This is a genomic window from Streptomyces sp. NPDC036815, from assembly GCF_055609205.1.
This window is the reverse complement of record NZ_JBVJPW010000001.1, coordinates 1087455-1109179: the sequence shown is the minus strand read 5'-3', so window position 1 is coordinate 1109179 and position 21725 is coordinate 1087455. Positions and strand designations below refer to the sequence as shown.

The 21725-nt window shown below is 68.6% G+C and carries 20 protein-coding genes and 1 tRNA gene; 11 read left to right on the top strand and 10 right to left on the bottom strand.

Annotated features, from left to right (window positions below; genetic code table 11):
• Positions 1 to 2: 2 nt before the first annotated feature.
• The 4 genes from ACZ69I_RS04930 to polA all read right to left on the bottom strand — a co-directional run bounded on the left by ACZ69I_RS04930 (position 3) and on the right by polA (position 6287).
• Entirely contained in the window at positions 3 to 137 is a 135-nt protein-coding gene (locus ACZ69I_RS04930) for an SPW_0924 family protein (protein WP_016639761.1), read from the bottom strand.
• 168 nt (positions 138 to 305) lie between these two features.
• The gene (locus ACZ69I_RS04925) at positions 306 to 2048 is read right to left on the bottom strand and encodes a lytic transglycosylase domain-containing protein (protein WP_470830489.1); all 1743 of its coding nucleotides are present in this window, start codon (positions 2046 to 2048) and stop codon (positions 306 to 308) included.
• Positions 2049 to 2261: 213 nt separating this feature from the next.
• A complete protein-coding gene (locus tag ACZ69I_RS04920; protein ID WP_470830488.1) occupies positions 2262 to 3059 on the bottom strand; it encodes a serine hydrolase in 798 nt (265 codons plus the stop codon).
• A 564-nt stretch (positions 3060 to 3623) separates the two neighbouring features.
• Positions 3624 to 6287, bottom strand: coding sequence for a DNA polymerase I (gene polA / locus ACZ69I_RS04915; RefSeq protein WP_470830662.1), 2664 nt, complete (start codon positions 6285 to 6287; stop codon positions 3624 to 3626).
• A gap of 235 nt (positions 6288 to 6522) precedes the next feature.
• Between polA and ACZ69I_RS04910 the strand changes: the two genes are divergently transcribed.
• The 9 genes from ACZ69I_RS04910 to ACZ69I_RS04870 all read left to right on the top strand — a co-directional run bounded on the left by ACZ69I_RS04910 (position 6523) and on the right by ACZ69I_RS04870 (position 16479).
• Positions 6523 to 8802, top strand: coding sequence for an FdhF/YdeP family oxidoreductase (locus ACZ69I_RS04910; protein WP_470830487.1), 2280 nt, complete (start codon positions 6523 to 6525; stop codon positions 8800 to 8802).
• Between the two features lie 46 nt (positions 8803 to 8848).
• Positions 8849 to 9334 (top strand): PaaI family thioesterase, encoded by a 486-nt coding sequence (locus ACZ69I_RS04905; RefSeq protein ID WP_467667999.1) that lies wholly within the window; start codon positions 8849 to 8851, stop codon positions 9332 to 9334.
• A 120-nt stretch (positions 9335 to 9454) separates the two neighbouring features.
• A complete protein-coding gene (locus tag ACZ69I_RS04900) occupies positions 9455 to 9847 on the top strand; it encodes a hypothetical protein (RefSeq protein WP_470830486.1) in 393 nt (130 codons plus the stop codon).
• Entirely contained in the window at positions 9844 to 10440 is a 597-nt protein-coding gene (locus ACZ69I_RS04895; RefSeq protein ID WP_470830485.1) for a Tat pathway signal sequence domain protein, read from the top strand. Before ACZ69I_RS04900 ends, ACZ69I_RS04895 begins: the two co-directional genes overlap by 4 nt.
• Before the next feature lie 291 nt (positions 10441 to 10731).
• Positions 10732 to 11985: a branched-chain amino acid ABC transporter substrate-binding protein gene (locus ACZ69I_RS04890; RefSeq protein ID WP_467668005.1), complete on the top strand. Its 1254-nt coding sequence runs from the start codon at positions 10732 to 10734 to the stop codon at positions 11983 to 11985.
• Positions 11986 to 12150: 165 nt separating this feature from the next.
• Complete coding sequence (locus tag ACZ69I_RS04885; protein WP_470830484.1) at positions 12151 to 13080, top strand: branched-chain amino acid ABC transporter permease; 930 nt, start codon at positions 12151 to 12153, stop codon at positions 13078 to 13080.
• Positions 13081 to 13085: 5 nt separating this feature from the next.
• The gene (locus ACZ69I_RS04880; protein ID WP_467668009.1) at positions 13086 to 14939 is read left to right on the top strand and encodes a branched-chain amino acid ABC transporter permease; all 1854 of its coding nucleotides are present in this window, start codon (positions 13086 to 13088) and stop codon (positions 14937 to 14939) included.
• A gap of 2 nt (positions 14940 to 14941) precedes the next feature.
• Positions 14942 to 15766: an ABC transporter ATP-binding protein gene (locus ACZ69I_RS04875; protein ID WP_470830483.1), complete on the top strand. Its 825-nt coding sequence runs from the start codon at positions 14942 to 14944 to the stop codon at positions 15764 to 15766.
• A complete protein-coding gene (locus tag ACZ69I_RS04870) occupies positions 15763 to 16479 on the top strand; it encodes an ABC transporter ATP-binding protein (protein WP_467668013.1) in 717 nt (238 codons plus the stop codon). Before ACZ69I_RS04875 ends, ACZ69I_RS04870 begins: the two co-directional genes overlap by 4 nt.
• An 80-nt stretch (positions 16480 to 16559) precedes the next feature.
• Here the strand turns inward: ACZ69I_RS04870 and ACZ69I_RS04865 are convergent, their stop codons facing one another.
• Positions 16560 to 17216 (bottom strand): ANTAR domain-containing response regulator, encoded by a 657-nt coding sequence (locus tag ACZ69I_RS04865; RefSeq protein ID WP_384255683.1) that lies wholly within the window; start codon positions 17214 to 17216, stop codon positions 16560 to 16562.
• A gap of 93 nt (positions 17217 to 17309) precedes the next feature.
• Between ACZ69I_RS04865 and ACZ69I_RS04860 the strand changes: the two genes are divergently transcribed.
• Positions 17310 to 17392 (top strand) — tRNA-Leu (locus ACZ69I_RS04860).
• Between the two features lie 83 nt (positions 17393 to 17475).
• On the top strand, positions 17476 to 18264 hold the full coding sequence (locus ACZ69I_RS04855) for a helix-turn-helix domain-containing protein (protein ID WP_470830482.1): 789 nt from the start codon (positions 17476 to 17478) through the stop codon (positions 18262 to 18264).
• On the opposite strand, the gene pyk is transcribed toward ACZ69I_RS04855, so the two are convergent.
• The 5 genes from pyk to ACZ69I_RS04830 all read right to left on the bottom strand — a co-directional run bounded on the left by pyk (position 18261) and on the right by ACZ69I_RS04830 (position 21596).
• The gene (gene pyk, locus ACZ69I_RS04850; RefSeq protein WP_467668019.1) at positions 18261 to 19700 is read right to left on the bottom strand and encodes a pyruvate kinase; all 1440 of its coding nucleotides are present in this window, start codon (positions 19698 to 19700) and stop codon (positions 18261 to 18263) included. The genes ACZ69I_RS04855 and pyk overlap by 4 nt on opposite strands.
• A gap of 152 nt (positions 19701 to 19852) precedes the next feature.
• Positions 19853 to 20155: a hypothetical protein gene (locus ACZ69I_RS04845; protein ID WP_470830481.1), complete on the bottom strand. Its 303-nt coding sequence runs from the start codon at positions 20153 to 20155 to the stop codon at positions 19853 to 19855.
• Positions 20148 to 20306 (bottom strand): hypothetical protein, encoded by a 159-nt coding sequence (locus ACZ69I_RS04840; RefSeq protein WP_470830480.1) that lies wholly within the window; start codon positions 20304 to 20306, stop codon positions 20148 to 20150. The genes ACZ69I_RS04845 and ACZ69I_RS04840 overlap by 8 nt, the downstream gene beginning before the upstream one ends.
• Before the next feature lie 133 nt (positions 20307 to 20439).
• Entirely contained in the window at positions 20440 to 21081 is a 642-nt protein-coding gene (locus ACZ69I_RS04835; protein WP_467668025.1) for a hypothetical protein, read from the bottom strand.
• Positions 21078 to 21596, bottom strand: a complete 519-nt coding sequence (locus tag ACZ69I_RS04830) for an RNA polymerase sigma factor (protein ID WP_470830479.1) — start codon at positions 21594 to 21596, stop codon at positions 21078 to 21080. Before ACZ69I_RS04830 ends, ACZ69I_RS04835 begins: the two co-directional genes overlap by 4 nt.
• Between the last annotated feature and the right edge of the window lie 129 nt (positions 21597 to 21725).

Here is a 21725-nt window from a genome sequence, read left to right as displayed (position 1 = left end):
GTCTACGGGTGCTTGGGGACAGTGGTGAGGAGCGGCTCGGGGGACGTCTCGCCCGGTGGGGCGCCGATCGCCGTGATGGTCAGGACCAGGGCGAGCGCGACGGCGAGACCGGTGGCGGCGGCGATGAGGGCGCGCATGCGGGGCCTCCCGATTCGGCTTGCGGCCGGAACTGATAGGTCGTCAGGCCGGGCACCGTAGCAACGGACGAGCGAGATGAGAACACGTCGCACAACACGGACCGCCCCTCCGCCGTGGTGGGCGGAGGGGCGGTCACAAGGACGCGCGGCGGCCGGGCGGCCGCGGGGTCAGGCGCTCGGCGTCCCACTCGGTGAAGCACTCGGCGAGGCGCTCGGGGACGCGCTGGAGGAGTCCGTCGGCGACGGCGTCGCGTCGGGCTCGGCGGCGGCCACCTTCAGTTCGACGGTGAGGGTGGCACCGCCGTCCGTGACGATGCGCAGGAGGTACGTGCCCGCCGCGTCGTCCGCGTACATCTTCGGGAGCTTGAGCCGGCCGTTCGCGTCCGTCTTGAGGCCCGTGAGCGTGCGGACCGGCTTGCCGTCCGCGCCCTTGAAGTAGGGGCCCTTGTCGTTGGCGGTCGCGTCCGCCGCCGACTTGATCATCGTGGCGGTGGCCGCGACGCCGTCGGCCGCCTTGCCCCGGTACGTCGCCCTGACCTCGACCCGGTCGGCGAACTCCTTGCCCGGCTCGCAGACCAGCGGCTCGTCGCCGGTCCTGGCGACCGCGTCGGCCAGGCGCGCGGTGACCTCGGCGTCGAACTCGATGCCGGGCAGCGAGCGGCCTATGACGGTGGCGAGGACGGTGAACTTGCCCGCCTTCTCGCCCGCTTGGAGCTCGGGGGCGGTGGCCTTGCCGGTGGCGCCCGTGGTGACGACGACGCTCCGCGCGCCGCCCGCGAAGCGGGTGTCCGTGGCACCGACGACGCGGAACTTCACCTTGACCTTCGGCACGGAGGCACCCGACTCGGACTCCGCGCGCACCGCGACGCGCTCGGTGAAGGCGTCGCCCGTCTTCGCGACGAGGTCGCCCGTCCCGGCGTTGGCCAGGACGTCGACCCGCTCGGTCGGTGAGGGCCCGGGCTTCCCGTGACCGCCTCCGTTCGGCGGCTCGGGGTTGGCGTCGCCGGGGCGGGTGCCGGACTCCTGCCCGCCCGTCCTGCCGTGGCCGGGGTTCGGCTTGGGCTTGGGCTTGGGCGACGGGGAGAGCGGCACCGTCGGGCCCCGGGTGTCGCTGCGGTCGTCCGGCAGGGTGCCCGAACCGTCCGGGATCTCGTGGGTGCCCTTGCGGTAGAACTCCAGCCACGACAGGACCGTGTTCAGGTACTCCGTCGAGTGGTTGTAGCTCAGGATCGCCTGGTGCAGGTCGTCCTCGACGGACAGGTCGCGGTCGCCCCCGCAGAGGTAGTAACCGGCGGCCAGCGCCGCGTCGTAGATGTTGTTGGGGTCCTTCTTGCCGTCGCCGTTGCCGTCCCGGCCCGAGGTCGCCCACGTCGACGGGATGAACTGCATGGGGCCGACCGCACGGTCGTGCGTGGTGTCCCCGTCGTACGCGCCCTTGTCGGTGTCGGTGATCTTCGCGAAGCCGTTGCCGTTCAGGACCGGACCCAGGATCGGCTTGAGCGTGGTGCCGTCCGCGTCGACACGGCCGCCGCGGGCCTGGCCCGACTCGACCTTGCCGATGGCGGCGAGCAGCTGCCAGGGCAGGTTGCAGCCGGGCTTGTCGGCGTGGAGAGCGGCCTCGGCCTTCTTGTACGCGTCGAGCACGGTGGCCGGCAGGCCCGCCTCGTGGCCGCCGGTCTTCGGCGGCACGGGGCTCTGCAGCGGTGGCAGGTCGGTGTAGTACGGGGAGTCACCCGTCGCGGAGCCGTCGGGCGACTCCGCGGTGTCCGAAGAGCCCGCCGCCCGCTCGCCGCCGCGCGGCACGTCCGTCACGCCCGGAGCCTGCGACGCGGCGAGGGCCGCCACTGCCGCCGCGGCCACCGCTGCGGTCATCGTTCCTCTGCGCAGCCGCCTGCCGAATACCGGCGCCATGACCGAGCCACCCCTCCCCTTGTGGCGGCCATTTCGCGCCGCCCCCACCTCCGTGCACGCGTTCTCCTGCGTACACGCTTGTTGTCGTACGCCCGCACATTCCAGTGAGTCGACTCAGGCGACACTACGACAACTTCGAGCGCCCAGACACCCGTTCGTGCCCGGTTTTTACCAGTTGGCCTTGCGGCCGCGACAAGTCTGTTACGCGACGGGTTACGGGGTGGGCTCCCCGCCCTCGCCCTCCGCCGGAACGGAGCCGTCCGGAACCTCGCTGATCTCGCTCTCCGGGGTGAAACCCTGGCTCAGGGCGCGGCCCTTGTTCAGGCCCCGGTGCACCGCCTGGGCGATGCGCTCGATGGTACGCACTCCGTACGCCATCGAGGGGTTGTCGTGCGAAAGGACGACGATGCGGTACGTGCGCCCCTCGCCGGTGAACGCGCCGACACTGTGCACGCGCCAGCCGTGCGCGGCCCGGGGCAGCCAGCCGTTCTTGAGATGCGCCCGGATGCCGCGCGGCACGCCCGCGGGCACGCCCCAGCGCTGGTCGCGCCGCACATCGGCCAGCTGCCGCAGCCCGTACGCACGCGAGCCGGGCCGCAGGACGTCGCCGGCCTCCGTGAGCGCACCCAGCAGCCGCTGCTGATCGGCCGCCGTGGTGCGGGTCAGCCCCCAACGACCGTACGAACCCAGGGTGGTGGCGGTGGTCCCGACGCGGCGCAGGAACCGGGAGAGACAGGACTGACCGAGGTCGCTCCAGAGCCGCACGGTCGCGTTGTTGTCCGACACGGTGATCATCGGGCGGATCTTGCGGCGCTCCCAGTCGGTGAGGCCCCGCCCCCACTCCTGCGCGCGGCGCAGGGCGGCCTCCATCACCAGCACCTTGACGACGCTGGCCGAGTCGTAGCGCCGCAGGCTCGCGAGTTCGCAGACAAGCCCGGTACGGGTGTCGCGCACGGACACGGAGACGGTGCCCCGCCGGGACGACAGCGCCGCCCGGATGTCCCTGGACATCCGGGCGGCGAGAACACGGTCACGACCCGCCCTGCAGAGCGCTGCGCCCTGCCGCTGGCCGGCTTCGGCGGCGACGGCCGGTATAGGAGCGAGAAGAGCCGTGGTCAACGCCGCAGCGAGAGCCGCGCGGCACCTACGCAGGTGAGAACCCATACCCACATCCTGTCCCCCGCCTCACGCCGGGGGCGCCCCACCGGGGGCCACGCGAGTGAGGTGCCGCGGCGCTGGGCTTGAGCGGGACGCTGCCGCTGCGCGGGCCATCCGGGGTGGGTCCCCAGCCAATTTCGACACACCGAAGCACGCCCCCAGGGCTTGACCACAGTTGCGGCAGAGAAGAAAGGCAGCACCATTACCGAAAAGGCCCACCCCCAAGGGGCGCGAGGAACTGCGCACCCAGCCACACCCAACCCGCAGGGACGAAGCACCGGAACCCCCCGAAGGGGCGCGGGGAACTGCGCACCCAACCCCACCCAACCCGCAGGGACGAAGCACCAGAACCCCCGAAGGGGCACAAGCCGGTGGAGGGGGGCACCCCCACCCCGCCCGCTCCCCGGCCCGGGAGGGCTAGTGCGCTGCGGATTCCCAGTCCCGCCCCACCCCCACCGACACATCCAACGGCGCCCGCAGATCCACCGCTCCCGCCATCTCCCTGCGGACCAGCTCCTCCACCTTCGCCCGCTCGCCCGGCGCGATCTCCAGGACGATTTCGTCGTGGACCTGCAGCAGCATGCGGGAGTCGAGCTTCGCCGCGGTGAGCGCGCCGTGCACGTTCAGCATGGCGATCTTGACGATGTCCGCGGCCGTGCCCTGGATCGGCGCGTTCAGCGCCATCCGCTCGGCCATCTCACGGCGCTGGCGGTTGTCGCTGTTGAGGTCGGGGAGGTACCGGCGGCGGCCGAGCATCGTCTCCGTGTAACCCGTCGCGCGGGCTTCGTCGACCGCGCGGCGCAGGTAGTCCCGTACGCCACCGAACCGCTCGAAGTACGTGTCCATCAGGGCACGGGCCTCGCCCGCGTCGATGTTCAGCTGCTGGGACAGGCCGAACGCGGACAGGCCGTACGCCAAGCCGTACGACATCGCCTTGATCTTGCGGCGCATCTCCGCGTCGACCGCGGAACCGTCCACGCCGAACACCTGCGAGGCGACCGTGGTGTGCAGGTCCTCGCCGGAGGAGAACGCCTCCAGGAGGCCCTCGTCCTCGGAGAGGTGGGCCATCACGCGCAGTTCGATCTGGCTGTAGTCGGCGGTCATGAGCGACTCGAAGCCCTCGCCCACGACGAAGCCGCGGCGGATCGCCCGGCCCTCGTCCGTGCGGACCGGGATGTTCTGCAGGTTCGGCTCCGTGGAGGAGAGCCGGCCCGTCGCCGCCACCGTCTGGTTGAACGTGGTGTGGATGCGGCCGTCCGCGGCGATCGCCTTGATCAGCCCCTCGACGGTGACGCGCAGCTTCGCCTGCTCGCGGTGGCGGAGCATGATGACCGGCAGTTCGTTCTCGGTCTGGGCCGCGAGCCAGGCCAGCGCGTCCGCGTCCGTGGTGTAACCGGTCTTCGTCTTCTTCGTCTTGGGGAGGTTCAGCTCGCCGAAGAGGACTTCCTGGAGCTGCTTGGGCGAGCCGAGGTTGAACTCGTGGCCCGCCGCGGCGTGCGCCTCCTTCACGGCCTGCTGCACCGCGCCCGCGAACTGCTGCTCCATGGCCTCCAGGTGGGCGCGGTCCGCCGCGATGCCGTGCCGCTCCAGACGGGCCAGGAGCGTGGACGTCGGCAGCTCGATGTCGCCGAGCAGATCGCTCGCGCCGACCTCAGTCAGCCTCTCGCCGAAGGCCGTACCCAGGTCGAGGATCGTGCGGGCCTGCGACATCAGGGAGTCGGCCTCGGCCCGGTCGTCCTCCTCCGTACCGAAGGCGAGCTGCCCGTCGGCGGCCGAGGCGGGCGCCAGCTCACGGCCCAGGTACTCCAGGGAGAGCGCGTCGAGGGCGAAGGAGCGACGGCCCGGCTTCACCAGATACGCGGCGAGCGCCGTGTCCATGGTGACGCCGTCCACGCTCCACCCGTGCTCGGGGAAGACCCGCATCGCGCTCTTGGCGTTGTGCAGGACCTTGGGCTTGGTGGGGTCGCCGATCCAGGCCGCGAAGGCGTTCTCGTCGGCCTCGTCCAGGGTCGACGGGTCGAACCACGCCGCCGCCCCGCCCGCCGCCGCCAGCGCGATCTCGGTGACCGTGCCCGTGCCGAGCGCCCAGGTGTCGACCGTGGCGAGGCCGAGGACCGCCCTGCCGTGCTCGGCCAGCCACGGGGCCAGCTCGCCCGCGCCGATGACCGTGCCGTCCAGCTCCACGCCCGGCTCCGCGGGGGCCTGCTCGGCCTCCTGCGCGCCCGGGTCGACGGCGAGGAGCCGCTCCCGCAGCGAGGGGTTGCGGATCTCCAGGGTGTCCAGGACCATCGCGAGCGCCGTACGGTCGTACGGAGCGCGCTCCAAGTCGGCGACGGTCTTGGGCAGTTCGACGTCACGGACCATCTCGGTCAGGCGGCGGTTGAGCTTGACCGCGTCCAGGTGGTCGCGGAAGTTCTGCCCGGCCTTGCCCTTGACCTCGTCGGCGCGCTCGACGAGGTCGGCGAACGAACCGAACTGGTTGATCCACTTCGCGGCGGTCTTCTCACCGACGCCGGGGATGCCCGGGAGGTTGTCCGACGGGTCGCCGCGCAGCGCCGCGAAGTCGGGGTACTGCGCGGGGGTCAGGCCGTACTTCTCGGTGACCTTCTCCGGGGTGAAGCGCGTCAGCTCCGAGACGCCCTTCGTGGGATACAGCACCGTCACGTGGTCGGTGATCAGCTGGAAGGAGTCACGGTCACCCGTGACGATCAGCACCTCGAAGCCGGCCGCCTCCGCCTGTGTGGCCAGGGTGGCGATGACGTCGTCCGCCTCGAAGCCGTCGACCGCGAAGCGCACCGCGTGCATCGCGTCGAGCATCTCGCCGATCAGCTCGACCTGGCCCTTGAACTCGTCCGGGGTCTTGGAGCGGTTCGCCTTGTACTCGGAGAACTCCTCGGATCGCCACGTCTTGCGCGAGACGTCGAACGCCACCGCGAAGTGCGTGGGCGCCTCGTCGCGCAGCGTGTTCGCCAGCATCGACGCGAAGCCGTAGATCGCATTCGTCGGCTGGCCCGTCGCGGTCGTGAAATTCTCCGCGGGCAGCGCGAAGAACGCCCGGTACGCCAGTGAGTGCCCGTCCATGAGGAGCAGGCGCGGACGCCGCTCACCGCCCGCCTCGGGGGCCTTCGTCGCCGCGGTCTCGGACTTCTTCTTCGATGCTGTTTCTGCCACGTCCCCGATCCTGCCACGCCCCACTGACACTCCGGCCCCGTGCCGCCCCTGAGCCCGGCATTGTCACCGTCGCGTGGGAGGATCGAGAGAAGGCTCACGCAGCTGGGAGCCGTAGCTCACGCAGGTCCTCGAAGGGGAGCCGACCATGGCAAGCAAGCCGCCCAAGGGCGATCCGGTCCAGGACGCGCCGCAGGTCGCCGAGGCGCAGCACGCGGCCGCGGGCCTGCCCGCCATCGGTCACACGCTGCGGATGGCACAGCAGCAGATGGGCGTGCGGCGCACGGCGCTGACGCTGCTGCGCGTCAATCAGAAGGACGGCTTCGACTGCCCCGGCTGCGCCTGGCCCGAGCCGGACCACCGCCACAAGGCGGAGTTCTGCGAGAACGGCGCGAAGGCGGTCGCCGAAGAGGCCACGCTGCGGCGCGTCACGCCCGACTTCTTCACCGCCCACCCGGTGGCGGACCTCGCCACCCGCAGTGGGTACTGGCTGGGACAGCAGGGCCGCCTCACCCACCCCATGTACCTCGCCGAGGGCGCCGAGCGGTACGAGCCCGTCTCCTGGGAGCGGGCCTTCGACATCGTCGCCGAGGAGATCGAGGCCCTGGACTCCCCCGACGAGTCCGTCTTCTACACCTCGGGCCGCACCAGCAACGAAGCGGCGTTCCTGTACCAGCTGTTCGCCCGCGAGCTCGGCACCAACAACCTGCCCGACTGCTCGAACATGTGCCACGAGTCGTCGGGCTCCGCGCTCACCGAGACCATCGGCATCGGCAAGGGCAGCGTCCTCCTGGAGGACCTGTACAAGTCGGACCTGATCATCGTCGCCGGGCAGAACCCGGGCACGAACCACCCGCGCATGCTCTCCGCCCTGGAGAAGGCCAAGAACAACGGCGCGAAGATCATCACGGTCAACCCGCTGCCCGAAGCCGGCCTGGAGCGCTTCAAGAACCCGCAGACCGCACAGGGCATGCTCAAGGGCACCGCCCTCACCGACCTCTTCCTGCAGATCCGCCTCGGCGGCGACCAGGCCCTCTTCCGCCTCCTCAACAAGCTCATCCTGGAGACGGAGGGAGCCGTCGACAAGGACTTCGTCCGCGAACACACCCACGGCTACGAAGCGTTCACCGAAGCCGCACGGGCCGCCGACTGGGACGACACCCTCACGGCCACGGGCCTGGAGCGCGAGCGCATCGAGGAAGCGCTGCGCATGGTCCTCGCCTCCGAGCGCACCGTCGTGTGCTGGGCGATGGGACTCACCCAGCACAAGCACGCGGTGCCCACCATCCGCGAAGTCGTCAACTTCCTCCTGCTGCGCGGCAACATCGGCCGCCCCGGAGCGGGCGTCTGCCCCGTGCGCGGCCACTCGAACGTGCAGGGCGACCGCACGATGGGCATCTTCGAACGCCCGGCCCCCGCCTTCCTCGACGCCCTGGAGAAGGAGTTCGGCTTCGCGCCGCCCCGCCACCACGGCCTGGACGTCGTCCGCGCCATCCGGGCCCTGCGCGACGGCGAGGCAAAGGTGTTCTTCGCGATGGGCGGCAACTTCGTCGCCGCCTCCCCCGACACCGACGTCACCGAGGCGGCGATGCGCAAGGCACGCCTCACCGTGCACGTGTCGACGAAACTGAACCGCTCGCACGCCGTCACCGGCGCGCGCGCCCTGATCCTGCCGACCCTGGGCCGCACCGAGCGCGACCTCCAGGCCGGCGGCGAGCAGTTCGTGACCGTCGAGGACTCCATGGGCATGGTGCACGCCTCACGCGGGCGCCTGGAGCCCGCGGGCAAGCACCTCCTGTCCGAGCCCGCCATCGTGTGCCGCCTCGCGCGCCGCGTCCTGGGCAGCGCGTCGCACACGCCCTGGGAGGAGTTCGAGAAGGACTACGCCACCGTGCGCGACCGCATCGCGCGCGTGATCCCCGGCTTCGAGGACTTCAACGCGAAGGTGGCGCGCCCCGGCGGCTTCGCCCTGCCGCACGCGCCCCGCGACGAGCGCCGCTTCCCCACCGCCACCGGCAAGGCCAACTTCACCGCCGCACCCGTCGAGTACCCGAAGCTCCCGCAAGGGCGGCTGCTGCTGCAGACCCTGCGCTCCCACGACCAGTACAACACCACGATCTACGGCCTCGACGACCGCTACCGCGGCATCAGGAACGGCCGCCGCGTCGTCCTCGTCAACCCGCACGACGCGGCCGGCCTCGGCCTCGCCGAAGGCTCGTACGCCGACCTCGTCAGCGAGTGGCAGGACGGCGTGGAGCGCCGCGCGCCGGGCTTCCGGATCGTGCACTACCCGACGGCCCGCGGCTGCGCGGCCGCGTACTACCCCGAGACCAACGTCCTGGTGCCGCTGGACGCCACCGCGGACACCAGCAACACCCCTGCCAGCAAGTCCGTCGTCGTACGCCTGGAACAATCGGCGCTCGACTGAGCGTTCGCTCAGCGACAGCCGAGGACGAACGAACGGAGCCGGGCCCATGGGTGAGCAGCACAGCGTGAAGTTCCCGCAGGAGGTCATCGACGAGTACGCGGCGCTCGGCGTCGACCTGCCCTCCCTGTTCTCGGCGGGGCACCTCGGCACCCGCATGGGCGTGCAGGTCCTGGAGGCCTCGGCGGAGCGCGTCGTCGGCACCATGCCCGTCGAGGGCAACACCCAGCCGTACGGGCTGCTGCACGGCGGGGCGTCCGCCGTCCTCGCGGAGACCCTCGGCTCGGTCGGCGCGATGCTGCACGGCGGCGTCGACAAGCTCGCCGTCGGCGTCGACCTGAACTGCACGCACCACCGCGGCGCCCGCTCCGGCCTGGTCACGGGCGTGGCGACACCCGTGCACCGGGGCCGCTCGACGGCCACGTACGAGATCGTGATCACCGACGACCAGGGCAAGCGCGTCTGCAGCGCCCGCCTGACCTGCATGCTGCGTGACGCGACCCCCGAGACGGGCTCGGTCGCCTCGGCCGGCTGACGCCCGGCAGACGGCCCGCCCCCCCGCCCGCGCGGGGGTGCGCGGCCCGTAGAGCCCGCCCGGCTCATTGAGCCCGCCCAGCTCATTGTCGGAGCGGCCGCACCGCACTAGCGTCTCCACATGAGGCACCGGATATCGCTCTGTGCGCTCGCCCTCACCGCCGTCCTCGCCGCCGGCTGCGGAAGCTCCGGCGCCGACGACGGTCCCGACGCCACCCTCCGTACCCCGCGCACCTCCGCCGACGCGACCCCTCCCGCCCGCCTCTGCGCCACGGTCATCACCAAGTGGGCCCGGCAGATCTACGACTCGGGCGACACGGGTTACGGCGACTACCAGTCGATGGGCCTGTCGAACGGGCAGTACATGATCCTGCGCGACATCCTGGACGCCGCGCGCACCGAGCGGCGGCGTGAATCCCAGGACGCGGGGCGGGAGTTGATCGGCCGTCAGGCGCGGGCCAGGTGTGCCGAGCGCTATCGGCACGGCGGGCCGAGCGGCGGGCCGTGGGTGTGAACGCCATCGGACCGGTCGAGCCGGGCGAGGACACCTACGACCACGAGCGGGCCCTGCCGCACCCGGCGGCCCGCACCGCACCGCACCGGCTGCGCCACCGCCGTACCGCACTCGTCGCCTGCGCGGCCGCGCTCGCGGGCGCCGCCGGGCTCACCCTCTACCTGACCCGACCGGAACCGCCGCCCGAACCGCCCCCGCCCTGGCCGTCGCAGAGCGTGGCGGTGACGTACGCGGGCCGGATGTCGCAGCCGCGGCCCGGAGACCGGAGCTTCACCTTCAGCGTCACGTTCGCACAGGAGTCCGGTCCGCCGACGACCGTCCGCCGGGTCTCCCAGCCGTCGGCGGCCCTTTCGGTCAGCACCTCCCCTCCCGCGCCTTTCACGCTCAAATCGGGATCTCCCCGGAAGTTGATCATCACGATGCACATTCGCGAATGCGGAGAAGTGCCCCGGAATGCCAGCCTCCCTTTTCTGGAGGTAACGCTGCGTAATGCCCGCGCAAACGAGCGGCAGAGTTACATCCTGGGTCCGGAATACGCGAATGATCTTTCCGGGGCTCTCGACGCCGCATGCCCACGAACACCACTGTCATGAGTAAAAGGCATTTACAGTCCTGCCAGAAGCCCCGGAGATTCTCAGCATGCGGATCCGTCGAGATCCACCGAACAAGGCCATATTCAGCCCCAACCGCCCCCCGTGTTCCAGCCCGGAATACTCCGTGGCATAACAAGAGCGTCACAGCCTTGGTCCGACCACTCCACCAGGAACAAAGCCGCCCTTAGAGTCACGGCCAGTCACCGCGCCCACCGGATTCCTGTCAGTTCGGTTCCGCGCTCGACTCGGCATCCCAACAAGGGACAGCCGTGCCAGGGGAAAGGACTGATCGTGCGTCAACGTTCGCTCATAGCCATCACCGCTGCACTCACCGCGGGGGCTCTCACCCTCACCGCCTGTGGCTCGCGCGACGACAAGGACGACGGAGACGAGGCCGGTGGGGGCGGCACCACCGTGGTCATCGGCGTCGACGCGCCACTGACCGGTGAACTCTCCGCACTGGGCCTCGGCATCCGCAACTCCGTCGACCTCGCCACCAAACAGGCCAACCAGAAGAAGTACGTCGACGGAGTCACGTTCAAGATCCAGGCACTCGACGACCAGGGCCAGCCCTCGTCCGGCCAGACGAACGCCACCAAGTTCGTCGCCGACAAGAGCGTCCTCGGAGCCGTCGGCCCCCTGAACTCCTCCGTCGCCGAGTCCATGCAGAAGGTCTTCGACGACGCCAAACTCGTCCAGGTCTCCCCCGCCAACACCAATCCCGCCCTCACCCAGGGCCCGGACTGGAACGGCGGCAAGAAGGCGCGCCCCTACAAGTCCTACTTCCGCACGGCCACCACCGACGCGATCCAAGGACCCTTCGCCGCCCAGTACCTGTACAACAAGGCCAAGAAGAAGAAGGTCTTCGTCGTCGACGACAAGAAGACCTACGGCGCCGGACTCGCCGCCACCTTCAAGGACGAGTTCACCAAGCTCGGCGGCAAGGTCGTCGGCACCGAACACATCAACCCCGACACCAAGGACTTCGGCGCCGTCGCCACCAAGATCCGCAATTCCGACGCGGACCTGGTCTACTACGGCGGCGAATACCCCCAGGCCGGACCCCTCAGCAAGCAGATGAAGCAGGCAGGCTCCAAAGCCCCCCTCGTCGGCGGCGACGGCATCTACAGCGCCGACTTCATCAAGCTCTCCGGCAAGCAGGGAGTCGGCGACTACGCCACCTCCGTCGGCCAGCCCGTCGAAGAACTCCCCTCCGCCAAGGAATTCATCGCCAACTACAAGAAGGCCGGCTTCAAAGAAGCCTACGAAGCCTACGGCGGCTACTCCTACGACAGCGCCTGGGCCATCATCGAAGCCGTCAAGAAGATCGTCGACGACAACGACGGCAAGCTGCCCGACGACGCCCGCACCAAGGTCATCGACGCCATGAAGGACGTCTCCTTCGACGGCGTCACCGGCAAGGTCTCCTTCGACCAGTACGGCGACGCGACCAACAAGCAGCTCACCGTCTACCAGGTCAAGACGACCGACCCCAAGACCGGCTGGAAGCCCGTCGAGTCCGGCACCTACGCCGGGTCCAACTGACGCACGACCCGCAAGCCCACGACAGACCGCGCGGGGCGCTCACACACAAGCGCCCCGCGCGGCGTCGCATCCGTCGCGCCCGTCACCAGGAGCGTGCGACCACGCACAGGCCCCCGCGCCACCGCGAAACGGTCGCACGACATCGAAAGACTCGGAGGACCTGCGGTGCACGAACTGCCGCAACAGCTGGTCAACGGCCTGCTATTGGGATCCATGTACGGCCTGATCGCCATCGGCTACACAATGGTCTACGGCATCGTCCAGCTCATCAACTTCGCCCACGGCGAGATCTTCATGACCGGCGGATTCGGTGCCCTCACGGTCTGGCTCTGGCTCCCCGACGGCACCAGCATGTGGGCAGCCGTCCCCCTCATGCTCATAGGCGCCATCTTCGTCTCCACCACCATCGCCGTCGGAGCCGAACGCTTCGCCTACCGCCCCCTGCGCGAAGCACCCCGCCTCGCCCCGCTCATCACCGCCATCGGCCTCTCCCTCGCCCTCCAGCAAGCCGTCTGGGCCTGGTACCCCGAAGCCAAATCCGCCCGCTCCTTCCCCGAACTCCCCGGCGGCTCCATCCACATCGGCTCCGTCACCATGCAACCCGGCGACATCTTCCTGCTCGTCGCCGCACCCATCTGCATGGTCGCCCTCGGCTACTTCGTCATGAAGACCCGCATCGGCCGCGGCATGCAAGCCACCGCACAAGACCCCGACACCGCCAAACTCATGGGGATCAACACCGACCGCGTCATCGTCGTCGCCTTCGCCATCGGCGCCGCCTTCGCCGGCATCGCCGCCGTCGCCCGCGGACTCAAATACGGCCAGATCGACTTCCGCATGGGCTTCATCCTCGGCCTCAAAGCCTTCACCGCGGCCGTACTCGGCGGCATCGGCAACATCTACGGCGCCATGATCGGCGGCGTCGTCCTCGGCCTCGCCGAATCCATGGCCACCGCCTACATCAACGACGTCCCCGGCATGGACAAACTCGGCGGCCAGTCCTGGGCCGACGTCTGGGCGTTCGTACTCCTCATCATCGTCCTCCTCGTCAGGCCCCAAGGCCTGCTCGGCGAGCGCGTCGCGGACAGGGCGTGACAACCATGACCACACACACCACACCGGCCGACGGCCCCCGCCCGCAGAACCTCACCAAAGAAACACCCGACACCGGACTCATCCCCCTCCCCGTCGGCCCCGCCCGCGCACTCGCCACCGGCGGCGGCATCCTCACCGTCATCTCCGCGTTCCTCGCCTGGACCTGGACCGCCGCATTCCCCGGCGACCTCACCGTCTACGGCTACCCCGGCGGCCTCCAATGGCTCGTCCTCATCGCAGGCGCCCTCACCACCCTCTACGGACTCGCCTCCTACGGCACCAAAGGCCTACGCGCCCTCGCCCCCGCCGGAGCCGACGCCGCCCTCAAATACGCCGCACTCGCCGCCTTCGCCACCGCCTGGTACACCCTCTTCGCCATAGCCAAGAAACTCGGCGGCCTCGCCAACCTCGAACCCGGCGGCTGGATCGTCGCCATCGCCACCCTCGCCGCCCTCACCGGCGCCCTCGCCCTCCCCTTCACACGACCGCACACCTACCCGGTCGACGAAGAGGACACCACCTGGGAACAGTACAAACACCGCGCCCGCAACAGCCGCATCATCATCAAGGGCGCCTTCGCCGCAGAAACCCCCGCCCCGCCCCGCAAACTCAACTCATACCTCGAAATCCTCATCATCATCACGGCCCTCGCCACCGGCCTGCTCGTCTTCACCTACGGCATCGGCACCGAATACGACGAACTCTTCATCGGGTTCCTCATCACCGTCGGCTTCGGCTTCGCCGCACTCGCCAAAGCCGGACTCGTCGCACAGATCTCCACCTACACCGCACGCCACCGCAACATCACCCTCATCGGCGCCTTCCTCGCCGCCGCAGCCTTCCCCTTCACCCAAAGCGACGACCAATACGCCACCATCGGCGTCTACATCCTCATCTTCGCCACCGTCGCCCTCGGCCTGAACATCGTCGTCGGACTCGCAGGCCTCCTCGACCTCGGATACGTCGCCTTCCTCGGCGTCGGCGCCTACGCCGCATCCATGGTCTCCGGAACCCCCTCCTCCCCCTTCGACATCCACCTCCCCTTCTGGGGAGCCATCCTCGTCGGCGCAGGCGCCTCCCTCGTCTTCGGCGTCCTCATCGGCGCCCCCACCCTCCGCCTCCGCGGCGACTACCTCGCCATCGTCACCCTCGGCTTCGGAGAAATCTTCCGCCTCGCCGCCAACAACAGCGACGGCTCCTCCGGACCCGACATCACCAACGGCTCCAACGGCATCTCCTCCATCCCCAACCTGAAGATCCTCGGCTTCGACTTCGGCCTCGAACACAGCATCGGCGGCTTCACCATCGGCCGCTTCGCCAACTACTTCTTCCTGATGCTGCTCATCACCCTCGTCGTCGTCCTGGTCTTCCGACGCAGCGGAGACTCCCGCATCGGACGCGCCTGGGTCGCCATCCGCGAAGACGAAACCGCCGCACTCGCCATGGGCATCAACGGCTTCCGCGTCAAACTCACCGCCTTCGCCCTCGGCGCATCACTCGCCGGCCTCGCAGGCACCGTCCAAGCCCACGTCACCTACACCGTCACACCCGAGCAGTACCAATTCGCCAACTCCGTACCACCCAACTCCGCCTTCCTGCTCGCAGCCGTCGTCCTCGGCGGCATGGGCACCATCAGCGGACCCCTCGTCGGCGCCTCACTGCTCTACCTCATCCCCAACAAACTCCAATTCCTCGGCGACTACCAGCTCTTCGCCTTCGGACTCGCCCTCGCACTCCTCATGCGCTTCCGCCCCGAAGGCCTCATCCCCAACCGCCGCCGCCAACTCGAATTCCACGAAGCCGACCTCAGCCCCGGCGAGACGCCGCCACCCGCAGCCCTCAGCAAGACAGGGGTCTGACCATGACCACCCACACCACCGAAGAGGACCGCACCCCCGCCACCCCGGCAGGACAAACCGTCCTCGACGCCCGCGGCGTCACCATGCGCTTCGGCGGCCTCACCGCCGTACGCTCCGTCGACCTCACCGTCAACAGCGGCGAAATCGTCGGACTCATCGGCCCCAACGGCGCCGGCAAAACCACCTTCTTCAACTGCCTCACCGGGCTCTACATCCCCACCGAAGGCGAAGTCCGCTACAAGGGCCAAATCCTGCCCGCCAAATCCTTCAAAGTCACCGCCGCAGGCATCGCCCGCACCTTCCAGAACATCCGCCTCTTCGCCAACATGACGGTCCTCGAAAACGTCCTCGTCGGCCGCCACACCCGCACCAAAGAAGGCCTCTGGTCAGCACTCCTGCGCGGACCCGGATTCCACAGAGCAGAAGCCGCCTCCAAGGCCCGCGCCATGGAACTCCTCGAATTCGTCGGCCTCGCCGCAAAAGCCGAACACCTCTCACGCAACCTCCCCTACGGAGAACAACGCAAGCTCGAAATCGCCCGCGCCCTCGCCAGCGAACCCGGCCTGCTGCTCCTCGACGAACCCACCGCCGGAATGAACCCCCAGGAAACCCGCGCCACCGAAGAACTCGTCTTCGCGATCCGGGACATGGGAATCGCCGTCCTCGTCATCGAGCACGACATGCGCTTCATCTTCAACCTCTGCGACCGCGTCGCCGTCCTCGTCCAAGGCGAAAAACTCGTCGAAGGCACCAGCGAAACCGTGCAACAGGACGACCGCGTCATCGCCGCCTACCTCGGCGAACCCTTCGAGGAGAACAACTCATGACCACACTCCTCGAAGTCGAAGACCTCCGCGTCGCCTACGGAAAAATCGAAGCCGTCAAAGGCATCAGCTTCAAAGTCGAAGCAGGAGAAGTCGTCACCCTGATCGGGACGAACGGCGCAGGCAAGACGACGACACTCCGCACCCTCTCGGGCCTGCTGAAGCCGGTGGGCGGCTCCATCAAATTCAACGGCAAGCCGCTCCGCAAATACCGCGCCGACCAAATCGTCGCCCAAGGCCTCGCCCACTCCCCCGAAGGCCGCCACATCTTCCCCCGCATGACCATCGAGAACAACCTCCGCCTCGGCGCCTACCTCCGCTCCGACAAGGCAGGCATCGAAAAGGACATCAAACGGGCCTACGAACTCTTCCCCATCCTCGGCGAACGCAAGAAACAAGCCGCAGGCACCCTCTCCGGCGGCGAACAACAAATGCTCGCCATGGGCCGCGCCCTCATGTCCCAGCCGAAACTGCTCATGCTCGACGAACCCTCCATGGGCCTCTCACCGATCATGATGCAGAAGATCATGGCGACCATCGCCGAACTCAAGGCCAACGGCACGACGATCCTCCTCGTCGAACAGAACGCCCAGGCGGCGCTCTCCCTCGCCGACCACGGCCACGTCATGGAAGTCGGCAAGATCGTCCTCTCCGGCACGGGCGGCGACCTCCTCCACGACGAGTCCGTGCGGAAGGCGTACCTGGGCGAGGACTGACCCTCAGCCCCGCATACGAGGAGGCCCGCACCCCCGGTTGGGGGGTGCGGGCCTCCCCGTATGACACGTACTCCGGGCTGCTAGCCCTTGGACGCCTTCTTCTCCTCGGCGTCCTCGATGACCGCCTCCGCGACCTGCTGCATCGAAAGACGACGGTCCATCGACGTCTTCTGGATCCACCGGAACGCGGCGGGCTCCGTCAGGCCGTACTCCGTCTGCAGGATCGACTTCGCCCGGTCCACCAGCTTCCGCGTCTCCAGGCGCTGGGAGAGGTCGGCGACCTCCTTCTCCAGCGTCTTCAGCTCCGTGAAGCGCGAGACGGCCATCTCGATCGCCGGGACGACGTCCGTCTTGCTGAACGGCTTCACGAGGTACGCCATCGCGCCCGCGTCCCTCGCGCGCTCGACGAGGTCGCGCTGCGAGAACGCGGTCAGCATCAGGACCGGGGCGATGGACTCCTCGGCGATCTTCTCGGCCGCGGAGATGCCGTCCATGACGGGCATCTTCACGTCCAGGATCACCAGATCCGGCTTGTGCTCGCGGGCCAGCTCCACGGCCGTCTGGCCGTCACCGGCCTCGCCCACGACGCTGTAGCCCTCTTCCTCGAGCATCTCTTTGAGGTCGAGCCGGATCAGGGCCTCGTCCTCGGCGATGACGACGCGGGTCGTCAGCGGAGGCACGTGCGACTTGTCGTCGTCGGACGCGTCGGTGGGCTGGGGCGACTCGGGGGCGGTCACGGGGGGCTCCTCGTTCATGGCAGGTGCACTGCCCTAGCAGGGTACCTAGCTGCGATGGCACGCGGTGACCCGGTACACTTCCGGCAGCGCCTGGCCGGGTTGGTGGAACGGTATACACGGAGGTCTCAAACACCTCTGCCTGAGAGGGCTTGCGGGTTCGAATCCCGCACCCGGCACCGCCGAGAAGCGGAGGTCCACGTTCTCGTGGATCTCCGCTTTCTGCTACGTGCAGCCACGGCTGGTTGCGCAAAGTGGCCGTATGAACTTCCACGGCACAGAAGTGCGACAGAAGGCACTCACACTGCTGCGGGGCGGAGCGAAAAACGCTTGGGTCGCGCGCGAGCTGAACGTTCCGCTCGGCACCATCGGCTACTGGAAGCACACGGACCGGGCCAGACGCGGAGAATGCCCCGGGAGACACGACCCGAAGTGTCCGCGCTGTGACGGCCGCGATCTCGACGAAGGCGCGTACTCGTACCTCCTGGGCCTTTATCTCGGTGACGGGCACATCATCCGGTACTCCGCCCACCGCGTCCCGAGCCTGATGATCGTCTGCGCCGAGGCGTGGCCGGGGCTCATGGATCTTTGCGAAGAAGCGATGCGCGCAGTGTTCCCCGACAACTCGGTCTGTCGCGTACGCCGGACCGGTTGTCGGAACGTGAAGGTCTACTCGAAACACCTGTGGTGCATGTTCCCCCAGCACGGCCCCGGCAAGAAGCACGACCGGAAGATCGCCCTCGAACCCTGGCAGCAGGAGATCGTCGACGCCCACCCGTGGGACTTCATTCGCGGGCTCATCCACTCCGACGGCTGCCGCATCACCAACTGGACGACCCGCATCGTCAGCGGCGTACGCAAGCGCTACGAATATCCCCGGTATTTCTTCACCAACAAGTCCGACGACATCAGGGACCTCTTCACCCGCACCCTCAACGCGCTCGGCGTCAGCTGGACGCACTGCACCCGCCACGGCAACCCGTACAACATCTCCGTCGCCCGCAAAGCCGACGTAGCCCTGATGGACGCCCACGTCGGCCCGAAACACTAAGCCTCCGGGCTGTCGTCCTCGCCGATGTGGTGGATGCGGACCAGGTTCGTGGAGCCGGCCACCCCGGGCGGGGAGCCCGCCGTGATGACGACGATGTCGCCCTTCTCGCAGCGGCCGATCTTGAGGAGGAGCTCGTCGACCTGGTCGACCATCGCGTCGGTGGAGTCGACGTGCGGGCCGAGCAGGGTTTCCACTCCCCACGTGAGGTTGAGCTGGGCACGCGTCGCCTTGTCGGGGGTGAAGGCGAGCAGCGGGATGGGTGAGCGGTAGCGGGAGAGGCGGCGGACCGTGTCGCCGGATTGCGTGAAGGCGACGAGGAATTTGGCGCCGAGGAAGTCGCCCATTTCGGCGGCGGCCCGGGCGACGGCGCCGCCCTGGGTGCGGGGTTTACTGCGTTCGGTGAGAGGGGGCAGGCCCTTGGTGAGGATGTCTTCCTCTGCCGCTTCGACGATGCGGCCCATCGTCTTGACGGTTTCGATGGGGTATTTGCCGACGCTGGTCTCGCCGGAGAGCATGACCGCGTCCGTGCCGTCGATGACGGCGTTGGCGACGTCGCTCGCTTCGGCCCTGGTGGGGCGGGAGTTGTCGATCATCGAGTCGAGCATTTGCGTGGCGACGATGACCGGCTTGGCGTTGCGCTTGGCGAGTTTGATGGCGCGCTTCTGGACGATCGGGACTTGTTCGAGGGGCATTTCGACGCCGAGGTCGCCGCGGGCGACCATGATGCCGTCGAAGGCGGCGACGATGTCTTCGATGTTGTCGACGGCCTGGGGCTTTTCGACTTTGGCGATGACGGGGAGGCGGTGGCCTTCTTCGTCCATGATGCGGTGGACGTCTTCGATGTCGCGTCCGCTGCGTACGAAGGAGAGGGCGATGACGTCGAAGCCTGTATGCAGGGCCCAGCGGAGGTCTGCTTCGTCCTTGTCGCTGAGGGCGGGGACGGAGACGGCGACGCCGGGGAGGTTGAGGCCTTTGTGGTCGGAGACCATGCCGCCTTCGACGACGGTGGTGGTGACGCGGGGGCCGTCGACGGCGGTGACTTCGAGGGTGACCTTGCCGTCGTCGACGAGGATGAGTTCGCCGGTGGTGACGTCGTCGGCGAGGCCGCTGTAGGTGGTGCCGCAGTGTTGGCGGTCGCCTTCGACGCCGTCTTCGACGGTGATGGTGAACTCATCGCCGCGTTCAAGGAGTACGGGTCCTTCGCGGAAGCGGCCGAGGCGGATCTTCGGACCTTGAAGGTCGGCGAGGATCCCGACGCTGCGGCCGGTCTCTTCGGAGGCCTGTCGCACGCGCTGGTAGCGCTCCTCGTGCTCGGCGTGGGTGCCGTGGCTGAGGTTGAAGCGGGCGACGTCCATTCCGGCTTCGACCAGTGCCTTGATCTGGTCGTAGGAGTCGGTGGCGGGGCCCAGGGTGCAGACGATTTTCGCTCGGCGCATGGTTCGACCCTAGGCCTTACCGGTCGGTAGAGAATTGGTCGGGGGTGACTACTCAACAACCTTTGCGTGAAGGGTTATTGACAAGTGTTGAATTGTGCGGGGAGCCGCTCCGATGAGCGGCTCCCGTGCTCCGTCGGCGCGTATCCGGTGGGTTACCGGCGGGCGATTTCGTCGAGGTGGGTGTCGAGTGCGGCGAGGCCGGGGTGGTCCAGGAGCTGGTCGAGGGTGCGTTGTCGCATTTCGGCGGAGTAGGCCGCGGTGACCTGCTGGGGGGTTACGTGGAGGGTGTGGGCCAGGTGGGCGGCTTGTTCGGGGGTGAGTCCCGCGTCGAGGGCGACGGCGGCGGTGACGACGATGCGGATGTGGGCTTCGGCGTCGTCCGTGTCGTGTCCGGCGAGGCGGTACTGGCGGAGCAGCCAGCGGGTGAAGCTGCCCCTGGGGTGGCGGTCAGCCATGCTGTTGGAGCCATCGGGCGGCGAGGCCGACGAGGCCGGTGCCGAGGCCGTAGCAGGTGCCGCGCAGGAGGTGGGTGGCGGCGTCGCGGGGGCGGCTCTTGGCCGGTGGAACGCTGGTCGTGCGGGTGGGCTTCGGCTTACGCTTCGGCATGGGTGGCCCTCCTGGGGGCGTGCCTGTGGAGGAGCCTGTCGGCGGTCGGTGGCGTAGGAACCGGATGGCCGCCGGTCAGGCTCTTTGCTGTGGGTGGGTTTTGTTGCCGGGCGGCGGGGTGGTTCGCCGCGGGTCAGTGCTGTTGGGCGCAGTGCTGGAGGCGGTCGGCGATTTGCCGTTCGGGGCGGCAGACGAGGACGGGTTCGGTGTCGTCGCGGGCGGCGAGGCGGGCCACTTCGGCGGTGATGCCGGGTTCGCGGGTGCTGGGGGCGACGTGGTCGGTGGGGGTGTCGTCGGGGTCGTCGTGGCAGTGCTGGAGTTGGCCGAGCCAGTGGGTTGCTTCGGGGTTTTCGCCGCGTCCGAGGTGGTGGAGGTAGAGGCAGTGGGCGGCGGTGCGGTTTCCGGCGCCGGCGGCGAGTTGCCACCAGAACTGGGCGCTTTCGGGGTGGTCGGCGAGGTGGAGCATGCAGGCGAATACGTGTGCGCCGCCGACGTCGAGGTCTTTGAGTGGTGTGGGGTTGCCGTCGGGCCCGTCTTCGCCGATTTCTTGGGCGAGTCGTTCGATGTGGTCGGCGGCGCCGGTCTGGTCGAGTGTTCCGCGTACGACGGCGGAGAGTTGGCGGCGGGCTCGTGCGACGGGTGGCATTTCTTTGGTGTGGGGTACGTAGCCGGCGTCTTCGGCGAGGCGGCGGAGTCCGGCTGCTACGTCGAACGGCCGTCGCCGGGTGCGTAGTTCGGTGCCGACTTGTGCCAGTTGTGTCTCCATCTTTGTCATTTCCGGTCCCCCTGGGTCTTGATGTGTGAGGCCACGGCGGGCTCCAGCCGCTCCTTCGCCTTGCGGCAGTGATAGTCGACGGTGCTGGGCGTGACGCCCATGTATCCGCTGATTCTGTTGGTGTCGTGTTGCAGGACGTAGCGCAGGACGATGACGTCGAACTGGCGTGGTGGCAGGTTGCACATGGCGCGGAAGAGGCCGATGTCGCTGGGCAGGAGTGCCAGGCGCTCGCGGAAGGCTTTGAGAGTCTGTGACATGACGGCCCGTCGGAGGATCGCCCACATCTGCTGTTGGACGTCGCTCTCTTCGATCAGTGCGTTCCAGTGCCGCAGGATTTCCAGGAACGCGCGGTGCACCGCGTCTTCGGCAGCTCCGTTGGTGCCGAGTCGCAGCAACGCGTAGGCGTGAAACGCTTCCTGGTTGGTCAGGTAGAGCGTTTCGAATTCCAGCGGCAGTGGCAGCACGGACTCGGCTACCGGGCTGCTGCCGTCCTCCGCGTGGACATCTTCGGTCATGAGTCCTCTTCATGGAGGGCTTGAAGCGAAGGGCGATCGTCAACTTGCGTCCTGTCGCCCACTGGTGAGGGTTACTCAACCGCTCGAAGGGGGCGAACACGCATGCGTGGAGGAGCGAATATTACGCAG